The 19,063-nt window shown below is 51.8% G+C and carries 20 protein-coding genes, 1 tRNA gene and 1 pseudogene; 14 read left to right on the top strand and 8 right to left on the bottom strand.

Annotated elements, in window-relative coordinates; genetic code table 11:
• The first annotated feature begins 191 nt into the window (after positions 1–191).
• Positions 192–416, top strand: a complete 225-nt coding sequence (locus HV229_RS16075; protein ID WP_016152504.1) for a DUF4224 domain-containing protein — start codon at positions 192–194, stop codon at positions 414–416.
• Positions 417–1,436 (top strand): tyrosine-type recombinase/integrase, encoded by a 1,020-nt coding sequence (locus HV229_RS16080; protein WP_174331026.1) that lies wholly within the window; start codon positions 417–419, stop codon positions 1,434–1,436. It abuts the gene before it with no gap.
• Positions 1,437–1,543: 107 nt separating this feature from the next.
• Here HV229_RS16080 and HV229_RS16085 read toward each other — a convergent pair.
• Positions 1,544–1,631: transfer RNA gene (locus HV229_RS16085), tRNA-Ser, on the bottom strand.
• A gap of 142 nt (positions 1,632–1,773) precedes the next feature.
• On the bottom strand, positions 1,774–3,402 hold the full coding sequence (locus HV229_RS16090; RefSeq protein ID WP_181545897.1) for an ABC transporter substrate-binding protein: 1,629 nt from the start codon (positions 3,400–3,402) through the stop codon (positions 1,774–1,776).
• 270 nt (positions 3,403–3,672) lie between these two features.
• Here HV229_RS16090 and yccA point away from each other — a divergent pair, with 270 nt between their 5' ends.
• On the top strand, positions 3,673–4,332 hold the full coding sequence (yccA, locus tag HV229_RS16095) for an FtsH protease modulator YccA (protein ID WP_016152501.1): 660 nt from the start codon (positions 3,673–3,675) through the stop codon (positions 4,330–4,332).
• A gap of 56 nt (positions 4,333–4,388) precedes the next feature.
• Here the strand turns inward: yccA and HV229_RS16100 are convergent, their stop codons facing one another.
• Both HV229_RS16100 and HV229_RS16105 read right to left on the bottom strand, forming a co-directional pair.
• Positions 4,389–4,865 (bottom strand): hypothetical protein, encoded by a 477-nt coding sequence (locus tag HV229_RS16100; RefSeq protein ID WP_019076424.1) that lies wholly within the window; start codon positions 4,863–4,865, stop codon positions 4,389–4,391.
• Complete coding sequence (locus HV229_RS16105) at positions 4,862–5,617, bottom strand: winged helix-turn-helix domain-containing protein (RefSeq protein WP_016152499.1); 756 nt, start codon at positions 5,615–5,617, stop codon at positions 4,862–4,864. Before HV229_RS16105 ends, HV229_RS16100 begins: the two co-directional genes overlap by 4 nt.
• A gap of 308 nt (positions 5,618–5,925) precedes the next feature.
• On the opposite strand from HV229_RS16105, the gene HV229_RS16110 reads away from it, so the two are divergent.
• From HV229_RS16110 to tusE, 7 genes are all read left to right on the top strand, one after another.
• Positions 5,926–6,465, top strand: a complete 540-nt coding sequence (locus HV229_RS16110) for a fimbrial protein (RefSeq protein WP_249417762.1) — start codon at positions 5,926–5,928, stop codon at positions 6,463–6,465.
• Between the two features lie 50 nt (positions 6,466–6,515).
• Positions 6,516–7,213, top strand: a protein-coding gene (locus tag HV229_RS16115; protein ID WP_249417763.1) for an IS1 family transposase whose coding sequence is annotated in 2 segments (ribosomal slippage) — positions 6,516–6,765 and positions 6,765–7,213 — 699 coding nt in all. Because the reading frame shifts where the segments join, the coding sequence is not laid out codon by codon here.
• 306 nt (positions 7,214–7,519) lie between these two features.
• Positions 7,520–8,026 carry a CS1 type fimbrial major subunit gene (locus HV229_RS16120; RefSeq protein WP_016152497.1) on the top strand — a complete coding sequence of 169 codons (507 nt, stop codon included), beginning with the start codon at positions 7,520–7,522 and terminating at the stop codon, positions 8,024–8,026.
• A gap of 72 nt (positions 8,027–8,098) precedes the next feature.
• Positions 8,099–10,816, top strand: a complete 2,718-nt coding sequence (locus tag HV229_RS16125; RefSeq protein ID WP_181545899.1) for a TcfC E-set like domain-containing protein — start codon at positions 8,099–8,101, stop codon at positions 10,814–10,816.
• 1 nt (position 10,817) lies between these two features.
• Positions 10,818–11,975 carry a CfaE/CblD family pilus tip adhesin gene (locus HV229_RS16130; protein ID WP_181545902.1) on the top strand — a complete coding sequence of 386 codons (1,158 nt, stop codon included), beginning with the start codon at positions 10,818–10,820 and terminating at the stop codon, positions 11,973–11,975.
• Positions 11,976–11,985: 10 nt separating this feature from the next.
• Positions 11,986–12,537, top strand: coding sequence for a LuxR C-terminal-related transcriptional regulator (locus HV229_RS16135; RefSeq protein WP_103773457.1), 552 nt, complete (start codon positions 11,986–11,988; stop codon positions 12,535–12,537).
• 69 nt (positions 12,538–12,606) lie between these two features.
• Positions 12,607–12,936 carry a sulfurtransferase TusE gene (gene tusE, locus HV229_RS16140; RefSeq protein ID WP_016152493.1) on the top strand — a complete coding sequence of 110 codons (330 nt, stop codon included), beginning with the start codon at positions 12,607–12,609 and terminating at the stop codon, positions 12,934–12,936.
• Here the strand turns inward: tusE and yccX are convergent.
• Together yccX and HV229_RS16150 are read right to left on the bottom strand one after the other, a co-directional pair.
• Positions 12,933–13,214, bottom strand: a complete 282-nt coding sequence (yccX, locus tag HV229_RS16145) for an acylphosphatase (RefSeq protein WP_016152492.1) — start codon at positions 13,212–13,214, stop codon at positions 12,933–12,935. The two genes, tusE and yccX, sit on opposite strands and share 4 nt — an antisense overlap.
• 34 nt (positions 13,215–13,248) lie before the next feature.
• Positions 13,249–13,395 (bottom strand): annotated as a pseudogene (locus HV229_RS16150) (AraC family transcriptional regulator); the annotation flags it as partial.
• A 113-nt stretch (positions 13,396–13,508) separates the two neighbouring features.
• Here HV229_RS16150 and rlmI point away from each other — a divergent pair.
• A complete protein-coding gene (gene rlmI, locus HV229_RS16155) occupies positions 13,509–14,720 on the top strand; it encodes a 23S rRNA (cytosine(1962)-C(5))-methyltransferase RlmI (protein ID WP_181545904.1) in 1,212 nt (403 codons plus the stop codon).
• Positions 14,721–14,777: 57 nt separating this feature from the next.
• Positions 14,778–15,095, top strand: coding sequence for a heat shock protein HspQ (hspQ, locus tag HV229_RS16160; RefSeq protein ID WP_169330236.1), 318 nt, complete (start codon positions 14,778–14,780; stop codon positions 15,093–15,095).
• Between the two features lie 67 nt (positions 15,096–15,162).
• Here the strand turns inward: hspQ and HV229_RS16165 are convergent, their stop codons facing one another.
• A complete protein-coding gene (locus HV229_RS16165) occupies positions 15,163–15,576 on the bottom strand; it encodes a CoA-binding protein (RefSeq protein WP_016152489.1) in 414 nt (137 codons plus the stop codon).
• Between the two features lie 171 nt (positions 15,577–15,747).
• Here HV229_RS16165 and HV229_RS16170 point away from each other — a divergent pair, with 171 nt between their 5' ends.
• Positions 15,748–16,410: a DUF2057 family protein gene (locus tag HV229_RS16170; protein ID WP_016152488.1), complete on the top strand. Its 663-nt coding sequence runs from the start codon at positions 15,748–15,750 to the stop codon at positions 16,408–16,410.
• Positions 16,411–16,503: 93 nt separating this feature from the next.
• Positions 16,504–16,962, top strand: a complete 459-nt coding sequence (gene mgsA, locus HV229_RS16175) for a methylglyoxal synthase (RefSeq protein WP_016152487.1) — start codon at positions 16,504–16,506, stop codon at positions 16,960–16,962.
• A 32-nt stretch (positions 16,963–16,994) separates the two neighbouring features.
• Here the strand turns inward: mgsA and helD are convergent, their stop codons facing one another.
• The gene (helD, locus tag HV229_RS16180; protein ID WP_181545906.1) at positions 16,995–19,049 is read right to left on the bottom strand and encodes a DNA helicase IV; all 2,055 of its coding nucleotides are present in this window, start codon (positions 19,047–19,049) and stop codon (positions 16,995–16,997) included.
• Between the last annotated feature and the right edge of the window lie 14 nt (positions 19,050–19,063).

The raw sequence follows: 19,063 nt of genomic DNA on the forward strand, positions 1-19,063 counted from the left end.
GTGGCCTCACCCAACCCTGGAGGCTGCAATGCTGCGATGGCAACCCGGAGCTACTCTGCTCACAGATTTCGACATAAAGATTGGCCGGTTATCGGCAAGCGTACGTAAGAAGACCCTGACCCAGTCCGACATCGAACGCGCATGCAGTGATGCTGATGACGCCGTGTACCGGATGATGAGGAAAGACCAACATGGCCAGAGAAAACGATCTGCTAACAGACGCAGAACTGATTGAGTTTACCGGTTATCAGAAGGCATCCAAACAAAGGGAAATTCTCGACCGTGGCGGCGTCTCGTACATACCCGACCGGGAAGGTCGCCCGATGGTTACCTGGACGCACATTAACGCTGTATTGAACGGACAGATCACCGTACAGACCAGCACAGAAGAAAAACCTGATTTCGGAGCTATTTAAATGGGGCGCAGAAGAAAGGATCCTGGAGATAACAAACTGCCGCCGCGCGTATCTAAAACAAAAACGCGTTACTACTACAAACCCACGTCACGGGAGACCGTGACACTGGGGCCAATAACTCTCACTATGTCAGCTTTATGGAAACGGTATGAGGAAGAACGACGGAATTACTCAGATGTAATGACGTTCGAAAAACTCTGGGGAATGTTTCTCAAAAGCGCCTACTACACAGAGCTGGCAATACGAACCCAGCGTGACTATCTGCAACATCAGAAAAAACTACTTGCTGTATTCGGCAAGGTTAAAGCTGACGTAATCAAACCAGAGGACGTGCGCCAGTTTATGGATCGTCGAGGTCTGCAAAGTAAGAACCAGGCCAACCAGGAAATGAGCAGCATGTCTCGCGTTTACCGCTGGGGATATGAGCGCGGATACGTTAAGGGAAACCCTTGTGCCGGCGTCAGCAAATTCTCTCTGAAGGCCCGTGAGCAATACATCACAGACGAAGACTATCTGGCAATCTATAAACATGCTGATCACGTCGTCAGAGCTGCAATGGAAATATCTTACTTATGCGCCGCGCGACAAGCTGACGTACTCGAACTACGCTGGATGCAAATATCTGATAAAGGGATTTTTATCCAACAGGGCAAAACCGGAAAAAAACAGATAAAGGTCTGGACCCCTCGTCTGCGGGAAGCACTGGAAACGGCACAGGCAGCATGCCCGAAGCTTTCACCTGACGCATTGGTTCTCTATAACAGCGATCGCGGGCAGTTCATCCGCAAGACATTCAATAATCGCTGGCTAAAGGCCGTGCGGGCCGCACAGAGTGAACTTAACCGGCAACTGGATTACACATTCCACGACATTAAGGCAAAAGCTATATCAGATTTTGAAGGGAGCAGCAGGGATAAGCAGATATTTAGCGGACACAAGACTGAAAGCCAGGTGCTTATTTATGACAGGAAAGTACAAATTAGTCCGACGCTTGATCGCCCGCTAATAGGTAAGAAGTGATTATTTATGCAAATGGGGGGTAAGAGATATTCTTTTTGAATATTCTTTCTTTATTCTTCTGCCCAAAAAACAAAGGGGTTAGCATTTAGCTAACCCCTTGTTAAATTTGGCGGAAGCGTAGAGATTCGAACTCTAGAACCCTTTCGGGTCGCCGGTTTTCAAGACCGGTGCCTTCAACCGCTCGGCCACGCTTCCAATGAGGCGCACTATAAACATCCCGAACGGACCTGTAAAGCACCAATGCGTTCGTTTGCCTGAAAAACAGCCAAAATATTGTTAATCGACTGAAATAACAACAGATTGACCGTTTATTCAGCACAAATACTGGCTACAGCGCTTAATGTTTTTTGATGAACATATCTTTGGTGTAGTAATTTCCCCGGTTATCTGGCGCAAATCCTCCCACCCACGGCTTCACAAGATGCGTGCGGACATAGTGGTAAACCGGAATCGCTGGCACATCCTCTCCTAAAAGGTCTTCAGCCTGCTGGTAGTATTTGCCTCGCTCCTCCAGCGAAGTTGCTTTCGCCGCCTTGCGCATCGCGTCATCAAAAGCGGGATTGCTGTACCTGGTGGTATTCTCGCTATCGCCGGTACGGAAAATATTGAGGAAACTTGAGGCATCATCATAATCGGCGATCCATGCGTAGCGCACGACGTCAAAATTACCGGTGTGCATGGTATCCAGCATGGTTTTCCATTCCTGATTTTGCAGCTTCGCCTCTACGCCGAGGTTTTTCTTCCACATTGACGATGCGGCAATGGCAATACGCTGGTGCGTTTCGAAGGTGTTATAGAGCAGATTTAGGCTAAGCGGATGCTCAGGGCCATAACCGGCTTCAGCCAGCAGTTTCTTAGCCTCGGTAATGCGTTTTTCGAGCGGCCACGCCGCATATTCCGGCGCATGCAGTTGCACTCCCCCTATTTCCGGCTGGCTGATAACCCACGCCGCGCGTTGCCCCTGCCCCATCACCTTTTGTGCGATGATGTCTTTATCTAACGCCATATTCAGCGCCCGGCGCACGCGCGGGTCATTAAACGGCGCTCGAGTCGTATTGAACTGATAGTAATAGGTTGAAAGCTGAGGTGAGACATGGAGTTCATTGCCCATCGTCTTTTTCAACTGCGCAAACTGATTGACCGGGACGCTATACACAATGTCGATTTCGCCGGCCTTATAGCGGTTAACGTCTGCGGACTCTGAACTGATGGGCAAATAAGTGACCTTATCAATGACGGTGTGCCGATCGTCCCAATAATGCGGGTTACGCACGGCAACGATGCGCTCATTGACTACCCACTGCGATAACTTGTACGCCCCGCTGCAGACAAAATGTTCTGGCCGGGTCCACTTATCACCAAAGCGGCCGATCAGCACTTTATCCAGCGGAACCAGTGACGGGTGCGCCAGCATCGCCAGAAACGCCGCCGTTGGCTGCGTCAGGGTAATTTCCAGCGTGCTATCATCCAGGGCTTTGACCCCGATATCGGCAGGATCTTTTTTCCCTTGGGCAATATCGAGGGCGTTTGCTACGTGCATATTGCCCAGATACGAGGAATAAGGTGAAGCTGTTTGCGGTGAGACCAGACGCTGCCAGCTCCAGACGACATCCTGTGCGGTAATGGCAGACCCATCTGACCAGGTTATGCCCGGACGTAAATGAAAGGTCCAGACGGTGTTGTCTTTGTTCTCCCAGGACGCGGCCAGCCGGGGTTCGATAGACCCATCCGACTTAACCGCCACCAGTCCGTCGAACATATCGCTGATTAAATTAAACTCAACGTTGCTTTCGACTTTATGCGGATCCAGCGACGCTGGCTCACTGCCATTGTTTCTGACCAGTTCCTGTTTTTCTGCAAGAATTGTTCCTGCGGGAACATTTGCCGCCATCGCCGCGCCGTTGATAGACATCAAACAGACAGTCAACAGCGTAAACGTCAATATCTTCGATTTATGTTGAATCATTCCCTTTACCTTATTGCTCTGTTGTATGTAGACACCGCTGTCACTGTCAGAGAGAAACAGGAATAACGCAATATTTTTCAGTTACCTGGCAGATATCTAACAGGCATTTTTACACATATAGTGCTAACATCTGATTCGGGAGCTTTTGTTGAAATAATATGCTTAAGCCTGGCGGGTTAAAATGCGTAAAGATGGGTAAAACCGCTGTGTCATTCCCCTTGATTTCATTATCCTCCATCATTAATTACATCTGTCATAAGAGAGTGACTCATGGATCGTATTATTAGTTCTTCACGCGATCGTACATCGCTACTCAGCACGCATAAGGTGCTGCGCAATACCTATTTCCTGCTCAGCCTGACGCTGGCGTTTTCGGCGCTCACTGCGACTGCCAGTACCGTACTGATGCTGCCTTCTCCGGGGCTTATCCTGACGCTGGTGGGTATGTATGGTCTGATGTTCCTGACCTATAAAACGGCGGATAAACCGGTTGGTATTCTGTCAGCTTTCGCTTTCACCGGCTTCCTGGGCTACATTCTGGGACCGATCCTGAACACATACCTGTCTGCGGGCATGGGTGATGTTATCGCCATGGCTTTGGGCGGTACGGCGCTGGTCTTCTTCAGCTGCTCAGCCTACGTGCTGACCACGCGGAAAGACATGTCCTTCCTCGGCGGTATGCTGATGGCAGGGATCGTGGTGGTGCTCATTGGTATGGTTGCGAATATCTTCCTGCAGTTGCCGGCTTTACATCTGGCGATCAGCGCGGTGTTTATTCTGATTTCTTCAGGCGCAATCCTGTTTGAAACCAGTAATATCATCCGTGGCGGTGAAACCAACTATATCCGTGCCACCGTCAGCCTGTACGTTTCGCTGTACAACATCTTCGTCAGCCTGCTGAGCATTTTGGGCTTCGCCAGCCGCGATTAAGCAGCATCACTGATACGAAAAAAGAGAATGCCATTGGCATTCTCTTTTTTTATACCTTATTGACCCCGGCAGATATAGGTAGGATAGCGCCGGTCCTGAATAAGCCACACAGCAGGTGAAAGTTCAGAGATCGTCAGGTAGTAGCGTGAGGTCGGATAGGCGAAACTCCCCCATTGGGCATTCGGCGTATTGTCATTGTGGCGAAGCCAGGTTTTGGTGTAGGTCAATACAATGACGTTGTCATCGTCCCGCTGCTCCCACGTAAAGTCTACATCCCTGTCAACGATAAAATTTTGCCCGCCAGCTCTTGCCGCACCTTTATAGGTGGTCAACCCTGTACCGTCCCGATGAAAATAGAACTGAGCAAGGGCATTTACCTTCACCTCACTTGCTTTCCCTTCATTGCGCGTAAAGTTAAATTCAGTGCTGCAGGCCAGCACATCGCTTTTTCCCGTCGCGCCGCAATAGTAAAATAGCGCCAGCGCGCCGCCGACCAGGGCTCCGCCCAGTCCAAAAAGAAGCCTTATTTTCATTTTCCAGCCCCGTTTTTATAGCGAATGGTCTTGCACAGACGTGTTTTATTGACCGGGCAGGCCCCGATAAACAGTTCATCAGCAGTTGCAAGCGAAAAACGGGCGCTGAAAAAATAAATAGCATACTCCTCGCGCTCGCAAGCCACGTCATTGGCCTCCAGTCGCTCTGCTAATTTTGATAGCACTAACGGCCGTCCATGATCTTCGATAACCCAGATACTACAACGCGCGATTTTTTCCTGGACCGGCTTTAATTTCGCCGGAACAGTTATCTCCTGCGGGCGGCTAACGTAAAAGATCGCTCCCAACGGCACGGCAATCAATGCCCCTATTCTGAACCACTTTTTCAGGGATACTCGCCGGGGCAGAACGTCTTGTTGCGCTGAGGGGGGTTGCGGATCAACGGCTTGAATTTTCTCTCCAGGCTGAAAAATCACATCAGCATCAAAACGGAAACCATAGCGCGGAACAGTGACGATCAATTCGTGCCCCTCTCCCAGAGACTGGAAGCTTTTACGCAGTTCGCTTACCGCTTTATTGAGATTATTTCCTGATGGCGTAAAGCCAAATTCTTCCCACACGCGAGCGATCAATTCCTCCCGGCTTAAGTCGCGTCCTCGGTGTTTAATGAATTCCTGTAAAAGACGAACGGCTGGCGCCGAAAGTGTTAATACAGACTCGGGTTGTCCAACAAGACTTATTGCATGTGCTTCAGGATCAAATAACAACGAATTATTGCATATAAAAAACATCTTTTATTCTCGGCTGTTACCGCATGCTTTTTATTCCCTGGTACGTCGATATGAAAACCGCCCCCTGACCTGCTTATTTTTTCATCAGAAGGAATTTTCCTCCCATCCTTGGCCGCGGTATTTTCGCTTAACTATACAACCTTAAAGCCAGAAAAGCAGGATAAAAAACTGTATATAACGAGTTAACTAATACAAATTTTCACAAACCGCTGTTCTGGTTAAAGTTTCCCTGCCCTGAAGCGATACGAAAGCAGACGGTGTCCTGGTGTTAACGCGCCGCCTTTAAACTCAGAGCAGGCAGACTGATTGTGAAACAGAAAAAAAGAGTGGGCATGACAACCGCCTTTTATGTCGCCGCGCTGTCATTGCCATTTTTCTCAGAAATGACAATGGCCAATATGAGCGTGTATCCCATGGAGCTGAATGTAGACAGATCCGGTGCGGCGCAAATAAAGGTGGCTTCAAAAACGGATGATATTCAGTTCATTCGGGTGAGGCAAAAGAAAATTCTTAATCCCGGAACGTCCCAGGAAAAAGAAATTGACGTCGCTTCGTGGAAAGAAGGTGGCGTGGTGGTTACGCCCGAGAAATTTGCTCTAGCTGCAGGCGCGATGCGCGTTGTTCGTCTGGTATCGCTTATACCGCCGAAAAAAGAGACCACCTGGCGTGTCTATTTTGAAGGGGTAAAACAACCTGACAGCATTATTCCGGGCAAGGCAGAAACCCCTGCCGCAATGGCGACATTAGGTGTCAATGTGATCTGGGGCGCACTGGTCCACATTGCTCCAGAAGAAAACGTAATTTCACTGTCGATTGACCCTCGCCGGGGAACGTTAAAAAACAGGTGATGCTGCCAACTTACTGATTTAGTGTATGATGGTGTTTTTGAGGTGCTCCAGTGGCTTCTGTTTCTATCAGTTGTCCCTCCTGCTCAGCTACTGAAGGCGTAGTGCGTAACGGTAAAAGTACTGCCGGACATCAGCGCTATCTCTGCTCTCACTGCCGTAAAACATGGCAGCTACAGTTCACTTACACCGCCTCTCAGCCCGGTACACACCAGAAAATCATTGATATGGCCATGAATGGCGTCGGATGCCGCGCCAGTGCACGAATTATGGGCATTGGCCTCAACACGATTTTACGACACTTAAAAAACTCAGGCCGCAGTCGGTAAACTCACGTATACAACCGGGCAGTGACGTCATTGTTTGCGCGGAAATGGACGAACAGTGGGGTTACGTCGGCGCTAAATCCCGCCAGCGCTGGTTGTTTTACGCGTATGACAGGATACGGAGGACGGTTGTGGCGCACGTATTCGGTGAACGCACGTTGGCCACGCTGGAGCGTCTTCTTGGCCTGCTGTCGGCCTTTGAGGTCGTGGTATGGATGACGGATGGCTGGCCGCTTTATGAATCACGCCTGAAGGGAGAACTGCACGTTATCAGCAAGCGATATACGCAGCGCATTGAGCGGCATAACCTGAATCTGAGGCAGCATCTGGCAAGGCTGGGCAGGAAGTCACTGTCGTTCTCAAAATCGGTGGAGCTGCATGACAAAGTCATCGGGCATTATCTGAACATAAAACACTATCAATAAGTTGGAGTCATTACCAAAAAACAACGGCACATTGCGTGTGCCGCTCAGAGAGATTGGTATTTGTGATGCTGTTTCATCGTGTAAATGGATAAAAGAAGACGCGACGATTTATCCGGACACTGAACGGAAATTAAAAACGCTCACTATGAAACAGGGTCAGAAATATAAGTTCCGCTACTTCAACTGGGTGAATAAAACCGCTGAAGAAGCTGATTTACCCGTCGTGCAATAACACGACGGCACAGTAAAAACCCACGTAGTTTGTTTAAAGAGCCAAGGTGCTCATTTGTAAATATGGAGATATCAATGCGTAACTATATTAAACCTCTGATGATTGTTGCCGCGATGGCCTCGTCCTTTAGCGCGCTGGCGATTCAAAAAGATATTACCGTCAACGCCAGCGTTGACTCACAGTTGGATATGACTCAGGCCGATAACACGCCACTGCCGGCCAGCATCGACATGCAGTACCTGCCAGGTCGTGGGCTGGAAAGCTACCGCCTGAACACCAAGGTGTGGTCGAACTCCGCCACCAGCAATGTCAAAGTGCGCCTCGTTAGCGCAGCTAAGCTCACCAATATGGATGGCGACGAGACTGTACCGATGACGGTGATTCTGGGTGATAAAACACTGTCTACCACCGATGCCGAATTTACCGGAACTGAACTGTTCCCAGGCAGCATTGAAAACGGTTCAGCGGTACTGCCACTGACCATTTCTCAGACCACCAAAGGCATTCTGAAAACCGGTCAGTACAGCGGCGTTGTCAGCCTGATGCTGACGCAGGCGACGACCACGGAAGGCGGTGCGTAACACCACAGTACATAAGGGATAACGTCAGAGGGTGCCCACCCTCTGACGTCAGGATGATGTCGAGGCTTGGTCATGGCGTTTCACAGAAATACTCTCCTCTTAGTTGCTTTATTACCCGCATCCATCCAACTCGCCTGCGCCGAGATGGCCGTCCCGGCAGGTTTCGAAGATCTGGCGAAAACGCAGCGTCTGTGGATAGAGGTTAACCTCTATGGCGAATCGCTTGGCCTTTTTGAAACGGATATCACACTTGAATCGGTAAGTTTTGTCGCACCCGAAACCGTGGTCGCGGCTATCAAACGTCAGTTTAATGACGCTCCTGCCCTCGTTGCCACCGTGTCCGCAGCTCTCGCCGTTCCACTTGCCCGTCACGGCAACCTGGCGTGCAGCAGCAATGGCTCCGCAACGGGATGTGATTACATTGATACCCATCGTGCGGCCATTATCTATGATGAGAATAACGCGCGCATTAGTCTGTTTTTGGACAAGAAATTTCTACCTAAACAGGCCACAGAAAACCAGTGGTATCAGCCTACGCAGGGCACTGAGAATGCGTTGATCCATCAACAGAATATCAATTTTGTTGCCGACAGGGATTACCAGTCAGCCACTGTTCAGGGCAATGGCGCGCTGGCCATGACGCAGGACGGCTACTTTAATCTCGACTGGACCTGGCTGGGGCAGCGTTCAAGGCACCAGCAGCAACAAGAAATAACCGTCAACAATGCCTGGTTTCGCCAGGATATCTGGCGTCAGTACTATATTCAGTTAGGCGAGATGGATACCCGCGATCTGTTCAGTAATGCTGGTGGGAATATCAACCTCAGCCAACTGCCGCTGGGCAAAATTCGCGGCCTGCGCACAGGCTCGACAAGGGCATGGATTAATCCGGTTCAGCAGTCAAAGGGTACCCCCATCACCGTGCTGCTTTCCCATGATGCGCGTATTGACGCCCGCCGGGGCAATCAGTTGCTGGCCAGTTTTTATCTCAATGCCGGGGCTCAGACCCTGGACACGCGATCGTTCCCCGATGGGAGCTATACCGTGACGCTGTCCGTCTATGAAAATAACCGGCTGACACGTACCGAGCAGATACCGTTTACCCGCACCGGTATTACGCCGTTTGACCGCGTCGAGTGGTTCCTGCAGGCGGGCGAAACAGACAATAACAATCAAAACGATGAACGTAGCGCGGTCGCTCAGGCGGGTGTCCGCCTGCCTGTCACTCCAACGCTGGCACTCACCAGTGGCGCAGCGATAAAGAAAAACCAACGTTTTCTGGAAAATGCACTCGACTGGAGTCGTGGTTTCAATGCGGGTCCGGTCGATGGCGTACTCTCGACCCGGTTTAGCTACCTTTACGGCAGCGAAGGACAACGCGGAAATATTCAGCAAATCAGCTATAACGACGGCTTTTCACTGAGCTTCTATCGCAACGCATTATCAGCGGAAAACTGCAATACCCGAAGCGCAGGATATGACGCCGTAAATGGCTGTTACCGAAGCCTGTCGGTGATGTTCTCCGTCCCTGTCGGCACCTGGTACGCCAGCCTGGGATATTCGGATAACCGCAACGAAGGACGGTACGTTTCTCGTCGGGAACTCCCGGACAGTGACGATCGCCACGATGCAGGCTTGCCCTGGGAGTCGGTTTATATGACCCGCTCACGCACGCGGGCCTGGCAGGGTGGCTTGAGTACGGCTTTCAGCACGCGCGGTCTGAACATCAACAGCAGCATTAACCTTTTCATGCGTAACGATGACTCGCGCGAAGGCAGGGATAAAGGCGGCTACCTGAGCGTGAGTCTGTCAATGGCGCATAACCGTCAGGGCAATGCGACAAGCTATACCTCTCTGGGCGCGACATGGCAGCACCAGCAGCATGATAAAAACCAGCTGAGCTATAACGTGGCGCACAACTGGTATGCCGACGCACGTGGTGAAAATGAGTATGGACTGAGCGCATCAGGTATTAACAGCGATTCACTCAATACCTCTGCCTACACGCGCCAGGGCGGACGATATGGCAACGGGAGCCTGACAGTCAGCGATGCCTGGGCTCGTCAGGATCGGCGCCATACCCTGAGCAGCAGCGGCAATTACAACTCCACGCTTGCGCTGTCGCGCTCTGGTCTGTGGCTGGGCCGCTGGAGCGACGGACGTCCTGCTTCAGCCATCGCGGTTAACGTTGCCACACCGGAAGATTCCCAGGATCCGAGCATTGCCGTGTCGCTGGATAACGGCGGCAGTGCAGACATTCCAGGCAATAGCCGCGCCCTCTTCGCCGTGCCGGGCTATCAGCAGACTACGTTGACGATTAACGAATCGCTGGATGTCTCGCGGGGTGCCAGCAGTGAAATCACACAAGGTTCAGGCAGCAGAACGTTGTTTATGGTGCCAGGCAAACTGCTCCGCCGGGACGTGCAAACCACGGCAAGCTACACCTGGCTCGGCCAGTTAACTGACGAGCAACATTCGCCGTTTATCGGCGGCGTGCCACTGAACGTTAACGGCTGGAGCGACCTTGGCAACGGCGGGTTTAGCGCTCAAAGCGACGCTCTGCTGCATAACCTCTACCTGGTGCGTCAGCAGCAGTTTTATCAGTGCGAGCTGAATGTAAAGACTATGCGCGACGTCGTGCGTTACGTCGGGTCGATCCCTTGCCGGGAATTAACCTTCTCTGCCCTGCCGGATACTGTCCAGCAACAGGCACAGCTGATGCTCGCCGGACGATCGGTACCAACGGGTCCAACTGCCATGAATGCAGACAACGTCACAAAAGGGAAATGATGTGAACAAGCACTTAATTATTTTACTTTTTTTAAGCCTGTGGGCGGGTCAGACTCAGGCAGCGGCCCCTGCCGGAAGAAACACCAGCGTCGATATCAGCTTCGATCGCATGGCCCCCCCCGCGCGCTTTGATATCTGGGTTCATGAACCAAGCGGCTATGATGTCGCCGATCCGCAAAAGTGGGGACGTAATACTCTGACGTGTCTGTCCCGTACCGACTCCACAGTTGGCGCCTGCATGACCGCCCCGGCCTGGTTCACGGCGAACCCGGGGACACCTTATGCCATCAATTTACGTTTTACGCATGCCCTTACCAGCAAAACGGTGGATCTTAAGGTCTATGGCGACCACTACATGTTTTTCAATAATAAAGTCTTTACCTATCCCAGTTTTATCACGGGAGGGACAGAGATTGTTGCAAACTGGACCAGAGAACCCTACTTCGATTTCTATATCGTGAAAAGCGAACTGGAAAAGCTCGCTCTGCCGGGTATCTGGACCGCAACGCTGAGGCAGAACCTGCGTCAATGGGATAGTGGCAACTGCGGCGGGAACTTCGCTGACCCCAATACCGGATGTCCAGGCTATCGCGCCATTGCTAGCTGGCAGGCCACGATGCGCATTGAGGTTGTCGATCCGGGTAATCAGCAGATTTATCTGCCGGCATTTCCGCACTCAACGCCTGTCGTTAACCTCAACCTGACCAACTTCCCGGGGCGGCCGGGTGGCAGTGAAATTCAGGGTGAAAACACGCTGGATATGTGCCTGTACGACGGCAAAAACAGTACCAGCACCCGCACTTATCTTCGGTTTGAAGACGACGGACTCCCCTCAACGGACCGTGCTGAAGAGGCATTTTCAATCCGGCGACGCGGCGGAAGTCAGACCGATGCGCGGGATCGTCTCGACTATCAGGTCTTCGTCACTAATCCCGTCACGGGCGCAACCGAAACCGTCGCCAACGGTAAAACCCTAGTCTGGCAAGGCACCAACGATCCGCAGCATCTGCGTCAGGTCGTCCTGCCCGGCGGACGTGAGAGCGTACTGTGCGTACCTGCCCCTATTGTTCTGAAAACCCCTGCGTTTGCAGCCAGCAGTAAAAACGCCGGGGATTACACCGGCACGCTACGCATCATCTACACACCCAGTACGTTATAAAGAGGCCGCCGTGAATTACGTCATTCTTGATAATAATCGTTTTTATGCCGAAGGGTTGCGCTACGCCCTTCTGCGCCGTAACGCTCACACTCAAGTTGAGAGCGGCGCGTTACAGTGGCGCCCTTCGCTGTTAGCCTGCGACACCCTCGTTGTGCGTTGCCGCTTTTCCGTCGCGAGGACGCATCTGGCGCTGGTCGACATTCTGCTTCAACTGGAGGCCAGGCGCTGGGCGGGAACGGTTTATCTGGTGTGCAATGAAAAAGGTTGGGCACTGGCCACGCATTTACGAAAGCGTTTTGCCACGCTGACCTTACATATCATTGATGACAGAATTGCCGTCGTGGATGCGGCGTATCTGCTTGCTAAAGAGCCCCGTCGGGTACGCAGTCTGAATTGCTGCCTGACTGGCATGGAGTTCAATGTTCTCGACAGGCTGGTTAACGGTCAATCGGTAAAACATGTTGCGCATATGACGCAGATTAGCGAAAAACAGGTATCGACGTATAAATGCAACGCGCTGAAGAAGCTTAATGCCAACAATCTGCTACAGCTTCTTCTGTAGGTCGAGGTTTCTCACGCCGCCCCTTATTTGCTAAACTAAGGGCGGTTTTTACTTTATCGACAGAGCACTATGTTCATTTTTGCAGGCCATGAAATTGAGACCGATAGCGAAGGCTATCTGAAAGACACCACGCAATGGAGCGAGCCGCTGGCGGAGAAAATCGCCGAAAACGAAGGTATCGTTCTCTCCCCCGAACACTGGGAAGTGGTGCGTTTCGTTCGCGAGTTTTATCTGGAGTTTAATACCTCCCCCGCTATCCGCATGCTGGTAAAAGCGATGGCCAACAAGTTTGGCGAAGAAAAAGGCAACAGCCGTTATCTCTATCGCCTGTTTCCGAAAGGCCCAGCTAAGCAGGCAACTAAAATTGCCGGCCTGCCAAAACCGGTGAAATGTATTTAATAGCGGATACTAAATCCCTTTAGCTCGTCGCCAGGACGGTGCGGTTCGCTGAGAACCCGATCAACCCTGGCGCTGCGCGGTCCCCCGGCTTTCAACCACTTCATCAGTTGTTCCACCCGCTCGCTTTCACCACAGGCGACAACTTCTACGCTGCCGTCATCCATATTCTTCGCATAACCGGTCAACCCCAGCCGCTGCGCTTCATGCTGGGTGGTGTAGCGAAATCCTACCCCCTGAACCCGGCCATAGACCCAGGCGATGATGCAAACTTTCGACATTGCGGTTCTCCTTATCAACATAAATGAAATAACAGGTACCGATGGACAGATGACCGGCAATCTCCTGAGCTGTCCATAGATTAGCAGGGGATAACTGAATAAGTTGTCGCACCTGTTCAGTGAGATTAAACCGTCGCTCGATAAGCAGAGGTCCCGCCATACCATCATGCAGTAGCGCCAGACGCTGATGATTGACCTCATCATCTGTGCTACTCTACGCGCCATTTTATTTTAATGGTTTCAGGTTGGTACTTTCATCCAACCCGCGTCACTGTTTGTGAGAGGTTGCTCCGCATGACTGAATCTACAATTCCACATTATCCTCGTTTAGTGTTAGCCAAGGGGCGCGAAAAATCATTACTTCGCCGCCATCCATGGGTATTTTCCGGTGCGGTCGCACGTATGGAAGGTAAAGCCAACCTCGGTGAAACCGTTGATATTGTTGACCACCAGGGGAAATGGTTAGCGCGCGGTGCGTTCTCTCCGGCGTCGCAGATCCGTGCGCGCGTCTGGACCTTCGATAAGTCTGAATCCATCGACATTGATTTCTTTACCCGTCGTCTGCAGAAGGCGCAGACATGGCGTGACTGGCTGGCGAAAAAGGACGGTCTGGACAGCTACCGTCTGATCGCCGGAGAATCCGACGGCCTGCCGGGTGTCACTATTGACCGCTTCGGCAACTTCCTGGTATTGCAGTTGCTCAGCGCGGGGGCTGAATACCAACGCGCCGCTCTGATTAGTGCTCTGCAAATTGTTTTCCCGGACTGCGCTATTTATGACCGTAGCGATGTGGCCGTGCGTAAAAAAGAAGGTATGGCGCTGACCCAAGGGCCCGTCACGGGCGAACTGCCGCCTGCTCTGCTGCCTATCGAAGAGCACGGGATGAAGCTGCTGGTTGATATTCAGCACGGTCACAAAACCGGCTACTACCTCGATCAACGCGATAGCCGACTGGCTATGCGTCGTTATGTGGAAAACCAGCGTGTCCTGAACTGCTTCTCCTATACCGGCGGCTTTGCGGTCTCAGCATTAATGGGCGGATGCCGTCAGGTGGTCAGCGTCGACACCTCTCAGGAAGCACTCGATATTGCCCGCCAGAACGTGGAACTGAACAAGCTGGATCTGAGTAAAGCCGAGTTCATACGTGATGATGTGTTCAAACTGCTGCGCGCCTATCGCGATCGCGGTGAGAAATTTGATGTCATCGTGATGGATCCGCCGAAATTTGTCGAAAACAAAAGCCAGTTGATGGGCGCCTGCCGCGGTTATAAGGACATCAATATGCTGGCTATTCAGTTGCTGAACCCAGGCGGCGTACTGCTGACATTTTCCTGCTCCGGGCTGATGACGACCGATTTATTTCAGAAAATCATCGCTGATGCCGCAATAGATGCTGGTCGTGATGTACAATTTATAGAGCAGTTCCGTCAGGCCGCCGATCATCCGGTGATCGCTACCTACCCGGAAGGGCTGTATCTGAAAGGGTTTGCCTGTCGCATCATGTAACTTGAAAAGTGGAATATTACCCTTACATAGAGGGTATCTATTTCCCGGGAGGTGACTATGATTGCCAGCAAATTCGGTATCGGCCAGCAGGTCCGCCATTCCCTGTTAGGTTACCTCGGAGTGGTCGTGGATATCGACCCGGAATATTCGCTTGATGAGCCGTCAGCCGATGAGTTGGCGGTTAACAGCGAACTTCGCACCGCTCCCTGGTATCACGTGGTGATGGAAGACGATAATGGTCTGCCAGTGCATACGTATCTGGCCGAAGCGCAACTGAGTAGCGAGCTACAGGAAGAACATCCGGAGCAACCGTCAATGGATGAACTGGCGCGCACAATCCGTAAACAGCTTCAGGCTCCGCGCCTGCGTAATTGATACTAACACAGGCCCGATGGCGCTTCGCTTATCGGGCCTGTGCGTTTCATCCGGCGACAGTCAAACTTTACTTCGCCAGTCCCAGTCGCGGGATCTCAATCGCCGGGCAACGATCCATCACCACCGTCAGCCCCGCATCACGCGCCAGCACGGCCGCCTGCTCGTTAATTACGCCAAGCTGCATCCATAGCGTCTTCGCGCCGATGGCGATAGCCTCCTGAGCGACGCCCCACGCCGCTTCAGAATTACGGAAGACATCGACCATATCCACTTTCTCTGGCACATCCGCCAGCGTTGCATAGCCCTGCTGCCCCAGCAGCATTTTCCCGGCAACCTTCGGTGAAACGGGAATAACGTGATAGCCCTGATCGAGTAAATACTTCATCACGCGATAGCTTGGGCGATCGGGTTTATCGCTTGCGCCAACCAGTGCAATCGTACGGGTAGATGTCAAAATGCCAGCAATATCGGTCTCTTTCATCGTTTTCCTCCAGGCTGTTTAACAAAGTGTACGACAAACCTGCCCCCGCAACCATTCATCCCATACTGGCGTATGAGAGCTAAACTCAAAAATATGTCTATATGTTAGTAAACGTGATTATCGAAAAATTTAGATACATGTTTGCAGCTATTTTCTGGACAGGAGAAACCTATGAAAGCCGGCATTGTGACAGCCTTAATTGCCCTGTGTTTGCCGGTAACCGTTTTTGCTACCTCATTACGCCTGTCTAATGATATTGACCTTTTGGTGCTGGACGGAAAAAAAGTCTCCAGCTCATTACTGCGTGGCGCCGACAGTATCGAGCTGGAAAATGGTCGCCACCAGCTCGTATTTCGCGTAGAAAAAACCATTCGCTTGTCCAGCCACGAAGAACGTCTGTATATTTCGCCTCCGCTGGTCATCAGCTTTGATACCCAACTCGTCAGCCAGGTTAATTTTCACCTCCCGCGTCTGAACAATGAGCGGGATACAGCGCATTTTGATGACGCTCCACGCGTGGAATTGCTGGATGGGGACTCCATGCCTATCCCCGTCAAGCTGGATATTCTGTCAATCACATCCACAGCGAAAATCGTGAACTATGAAATGGAAACTGAACGCTATAACAAAGCGGCTAAACATGCGTCATTACCGCAGTTTGCTACGATGATGGCCGATGACAGCTCGCTGCTTTCCGGGGTATCTGAACTGGATCGCGTGCCGCCTCAGTCGCAAACGCTGACCGAACAGCGCTTAAAATATTGGTACCAACAGGCAGACGCACAAACGCGAAGTAACTTTTTGCAATGGGCTCAGAAACAGCCTCCTTCATGACATTTATGTTCGCATACGCATTTTTTTTGTCTTTCTCTTGCAGCGTCAAGAGCTTCCAGTACTCTGTAACCAGGTTAACTTGGGAGCTGTACTATGGAATTAACAACTCGCACATTGCCAGCGCGTAAGCATATTGCGCTGGTTGCACACGATCACTGTAAAAAGATGTTGATGAGCTGGGTGGAACGCCACCAGCCGTTGCTGGAAAAGCACGTTCTGTACGCCACAGGAACAACGGGAAACTTAATCCAACGCGCAACGGGAATGGACGTCAACGCCATGCTGAGCGGTCCGATGGGGGGTGACCAGCAGGTGGGTGCGCTGATTTCAGAAGGGAAAATTGATGTGCTGATTTTCTTCTGGGATCCGCTGAACGCCGTACCTCACGATCCTGATGTCAAAGCCCTGCTGCGTCTGGCGACGGTATGGAACATTCCGGTTGCCACCAACGTGTCGACCGCCGATTTTATTATCCAGTCGCCAAACTTCAACGATGCAACGGACATCTTGATTCCAGATTACGCCCGCTATCTGGCAGAGCGCCTCAAATAAACACCGGGCAGGCGGCAATTGCCGCCTGCTATTCAGGGTTTTCTTGCTACCGGAACATCCAGTTGTTTAAGCTCATCCACAAAGCACGACGGTGTTTCTTTATTAAACAGCAGCCATACCCGATGCCGTGCACGCGTTAGCGCCACATACAGCAAGCGTCTCTCTTCAGCATCCGGGAAATCCTCCCCCGCCGGAAGCAACGCCTCTTCCATAATCGACTCGCGGGCCGGAGCGGGAAAACCATCATTCCCATCATGAAGCCCCACAATAATAACGTAATCTGCCTGCTGTCCTTTACTGGCATGGATAGTCATGAAATCCAGCTGTAGCTTAGGCCAACGGGTAGCTGCTTTCTCCAGACTGGCAGGTTTCAGGTGATGGTATCGCGCCAGCACCAAAATTCTCTCTTCTGCCTTCACAAATCCCGACAGCTTATCCAGTAGCAGATCCAGCTGGCTTTCATCGAGCAACGTGACGGCTTTTTTATCGCCTGCCATCAGACTGTTGAGCGGTTTCGTAAGCTGATGAGGGTTTTGCTGGATAAACTGATTTGCGACTTCACCAATGCGGCTATTAAAACGGTAAGTCGTATCCAGATTACAACGGTCGCCCTCACCGAAGTTTTGCTGGAATGCGGTGGTCAACGAAAGCTGTGCTCCGCTGAACCGGTAAATTGCCTGCCAGTCATCCCCTACGGCGAACAGCGTAGTGTGTGAGTTTTGCTTGCGCAGTGCGGCTAACAGGGCGGCACGCTGAGGAGAAATGTCCTGAAATTCATCGACCAGAATGTGTTTCCACGGACTGATAAACCGGCCTTTTTCCAGAATGACAATGGCCTGATGAATCAACCCGGAAAAATCGACGGCATTCTCATCCTTCAGGGCGCCCTTCCAGGCTTTGAGCAGGGGAGACATCAGCTTAATGCGTTTACTGAAAAGATCGCGAATCTCCTCCGGAGCATTGGCGATCATCTCCGCCTGCGCTCCGCCATGCATACGCATCAGGCTAACCCAACGATCCAGCCGGGAAGCCAGCCGGCGCTGTAATTTTTCGTCATCCCAGAAGTTACCTTCGGGTACAGACCACTGCATCTCTTCTTCTAACCATTGCCGCCAGCCTTTGGCCTGTGCCTTTTTCTCACTGCACTGCTGACGCCAGGTCGTGATAAAAAGTTTGCTGCGCGCGGCAACATCATTTTCCAGCTTGCTAACCGTCGGGACTTTTTTGCTCCCCTGAGAAATAATGTGCAACGCCAGTGAATGAAACGTCCTCGCGGTGATCTCTTCCGTATGCAGACGTTCACGGATGCGATCGTCCATCTCCTGGGCCGCTTTGCGTCCAAACGCCAGCAGCAGGATTTGTTCGGCCGCCGCTTCCCCTCGCGCAAGTAGCCAGCCCGCACGGGCGACCAATACGGATGTTTTGCCGCTTCCGGCCCCCGCAAGAACCAGTAATGATTGTTCGCCGTTCACCACCGCCCGCGCCTGGGCCGGATTCAGCGGCGAGGACTCAATTTGCTGGAAAAAATCGGCATGTTCTTCCAACATGGCATCGGTATACGCCTGGTTGTGCTGCAAGCGACAAGCTTCAATGTCCTTCAACCATGCCTGGCATTGACGTAACGCCTCACGGCAATTTTCAAATTCTTCCAGCCGGTTAATCGGGAGCGGCAATGCGGCAAAGGCGCGGCGGATCTGCTGCTGTAGCCCTGACGTCTGTTCGCGCGTCAGCCATTTATTCTCACTGGTACGGGTGGCGATCGCCTCCAACTGCTGCTGTAAAACTCCCGCAGCGACGTCGCTCATTTCCTGACTCCACTGCTGCCAGAGCGAATTCAAATGGTGATGGAAGCGCTGGGTTTCAGCCCATTCAGTGCCGTGAAGACGAACCACCTTATCATCCGGGAGCACAAACTCCAGCTCACCCCATACCAGGCCGCGTTTACAATGAATAGCCAGTAACTGATTGAAGGGAATAAGATACTCGTGACGATCGCCGGAAACCTTAATCCCGGCATTGAGAATAACGGCCCGATCGTAAGGGTGTTGTGCCAGACGTTTTCCAAGAGAAGTTGCTTTCAGTTCCATAAGACTCAAGCGGA

It is taken from the genome of Citrobacter sp. RHBSTW-00524 (assembly GCF_013747755.1).
Classification (GTDB): Bacteria; Pseudomonadota; Gammaproteobacteria; order Enterobacterales; family Enterobacteriaceae; genus Citrobacter; species Citrobacter braakii.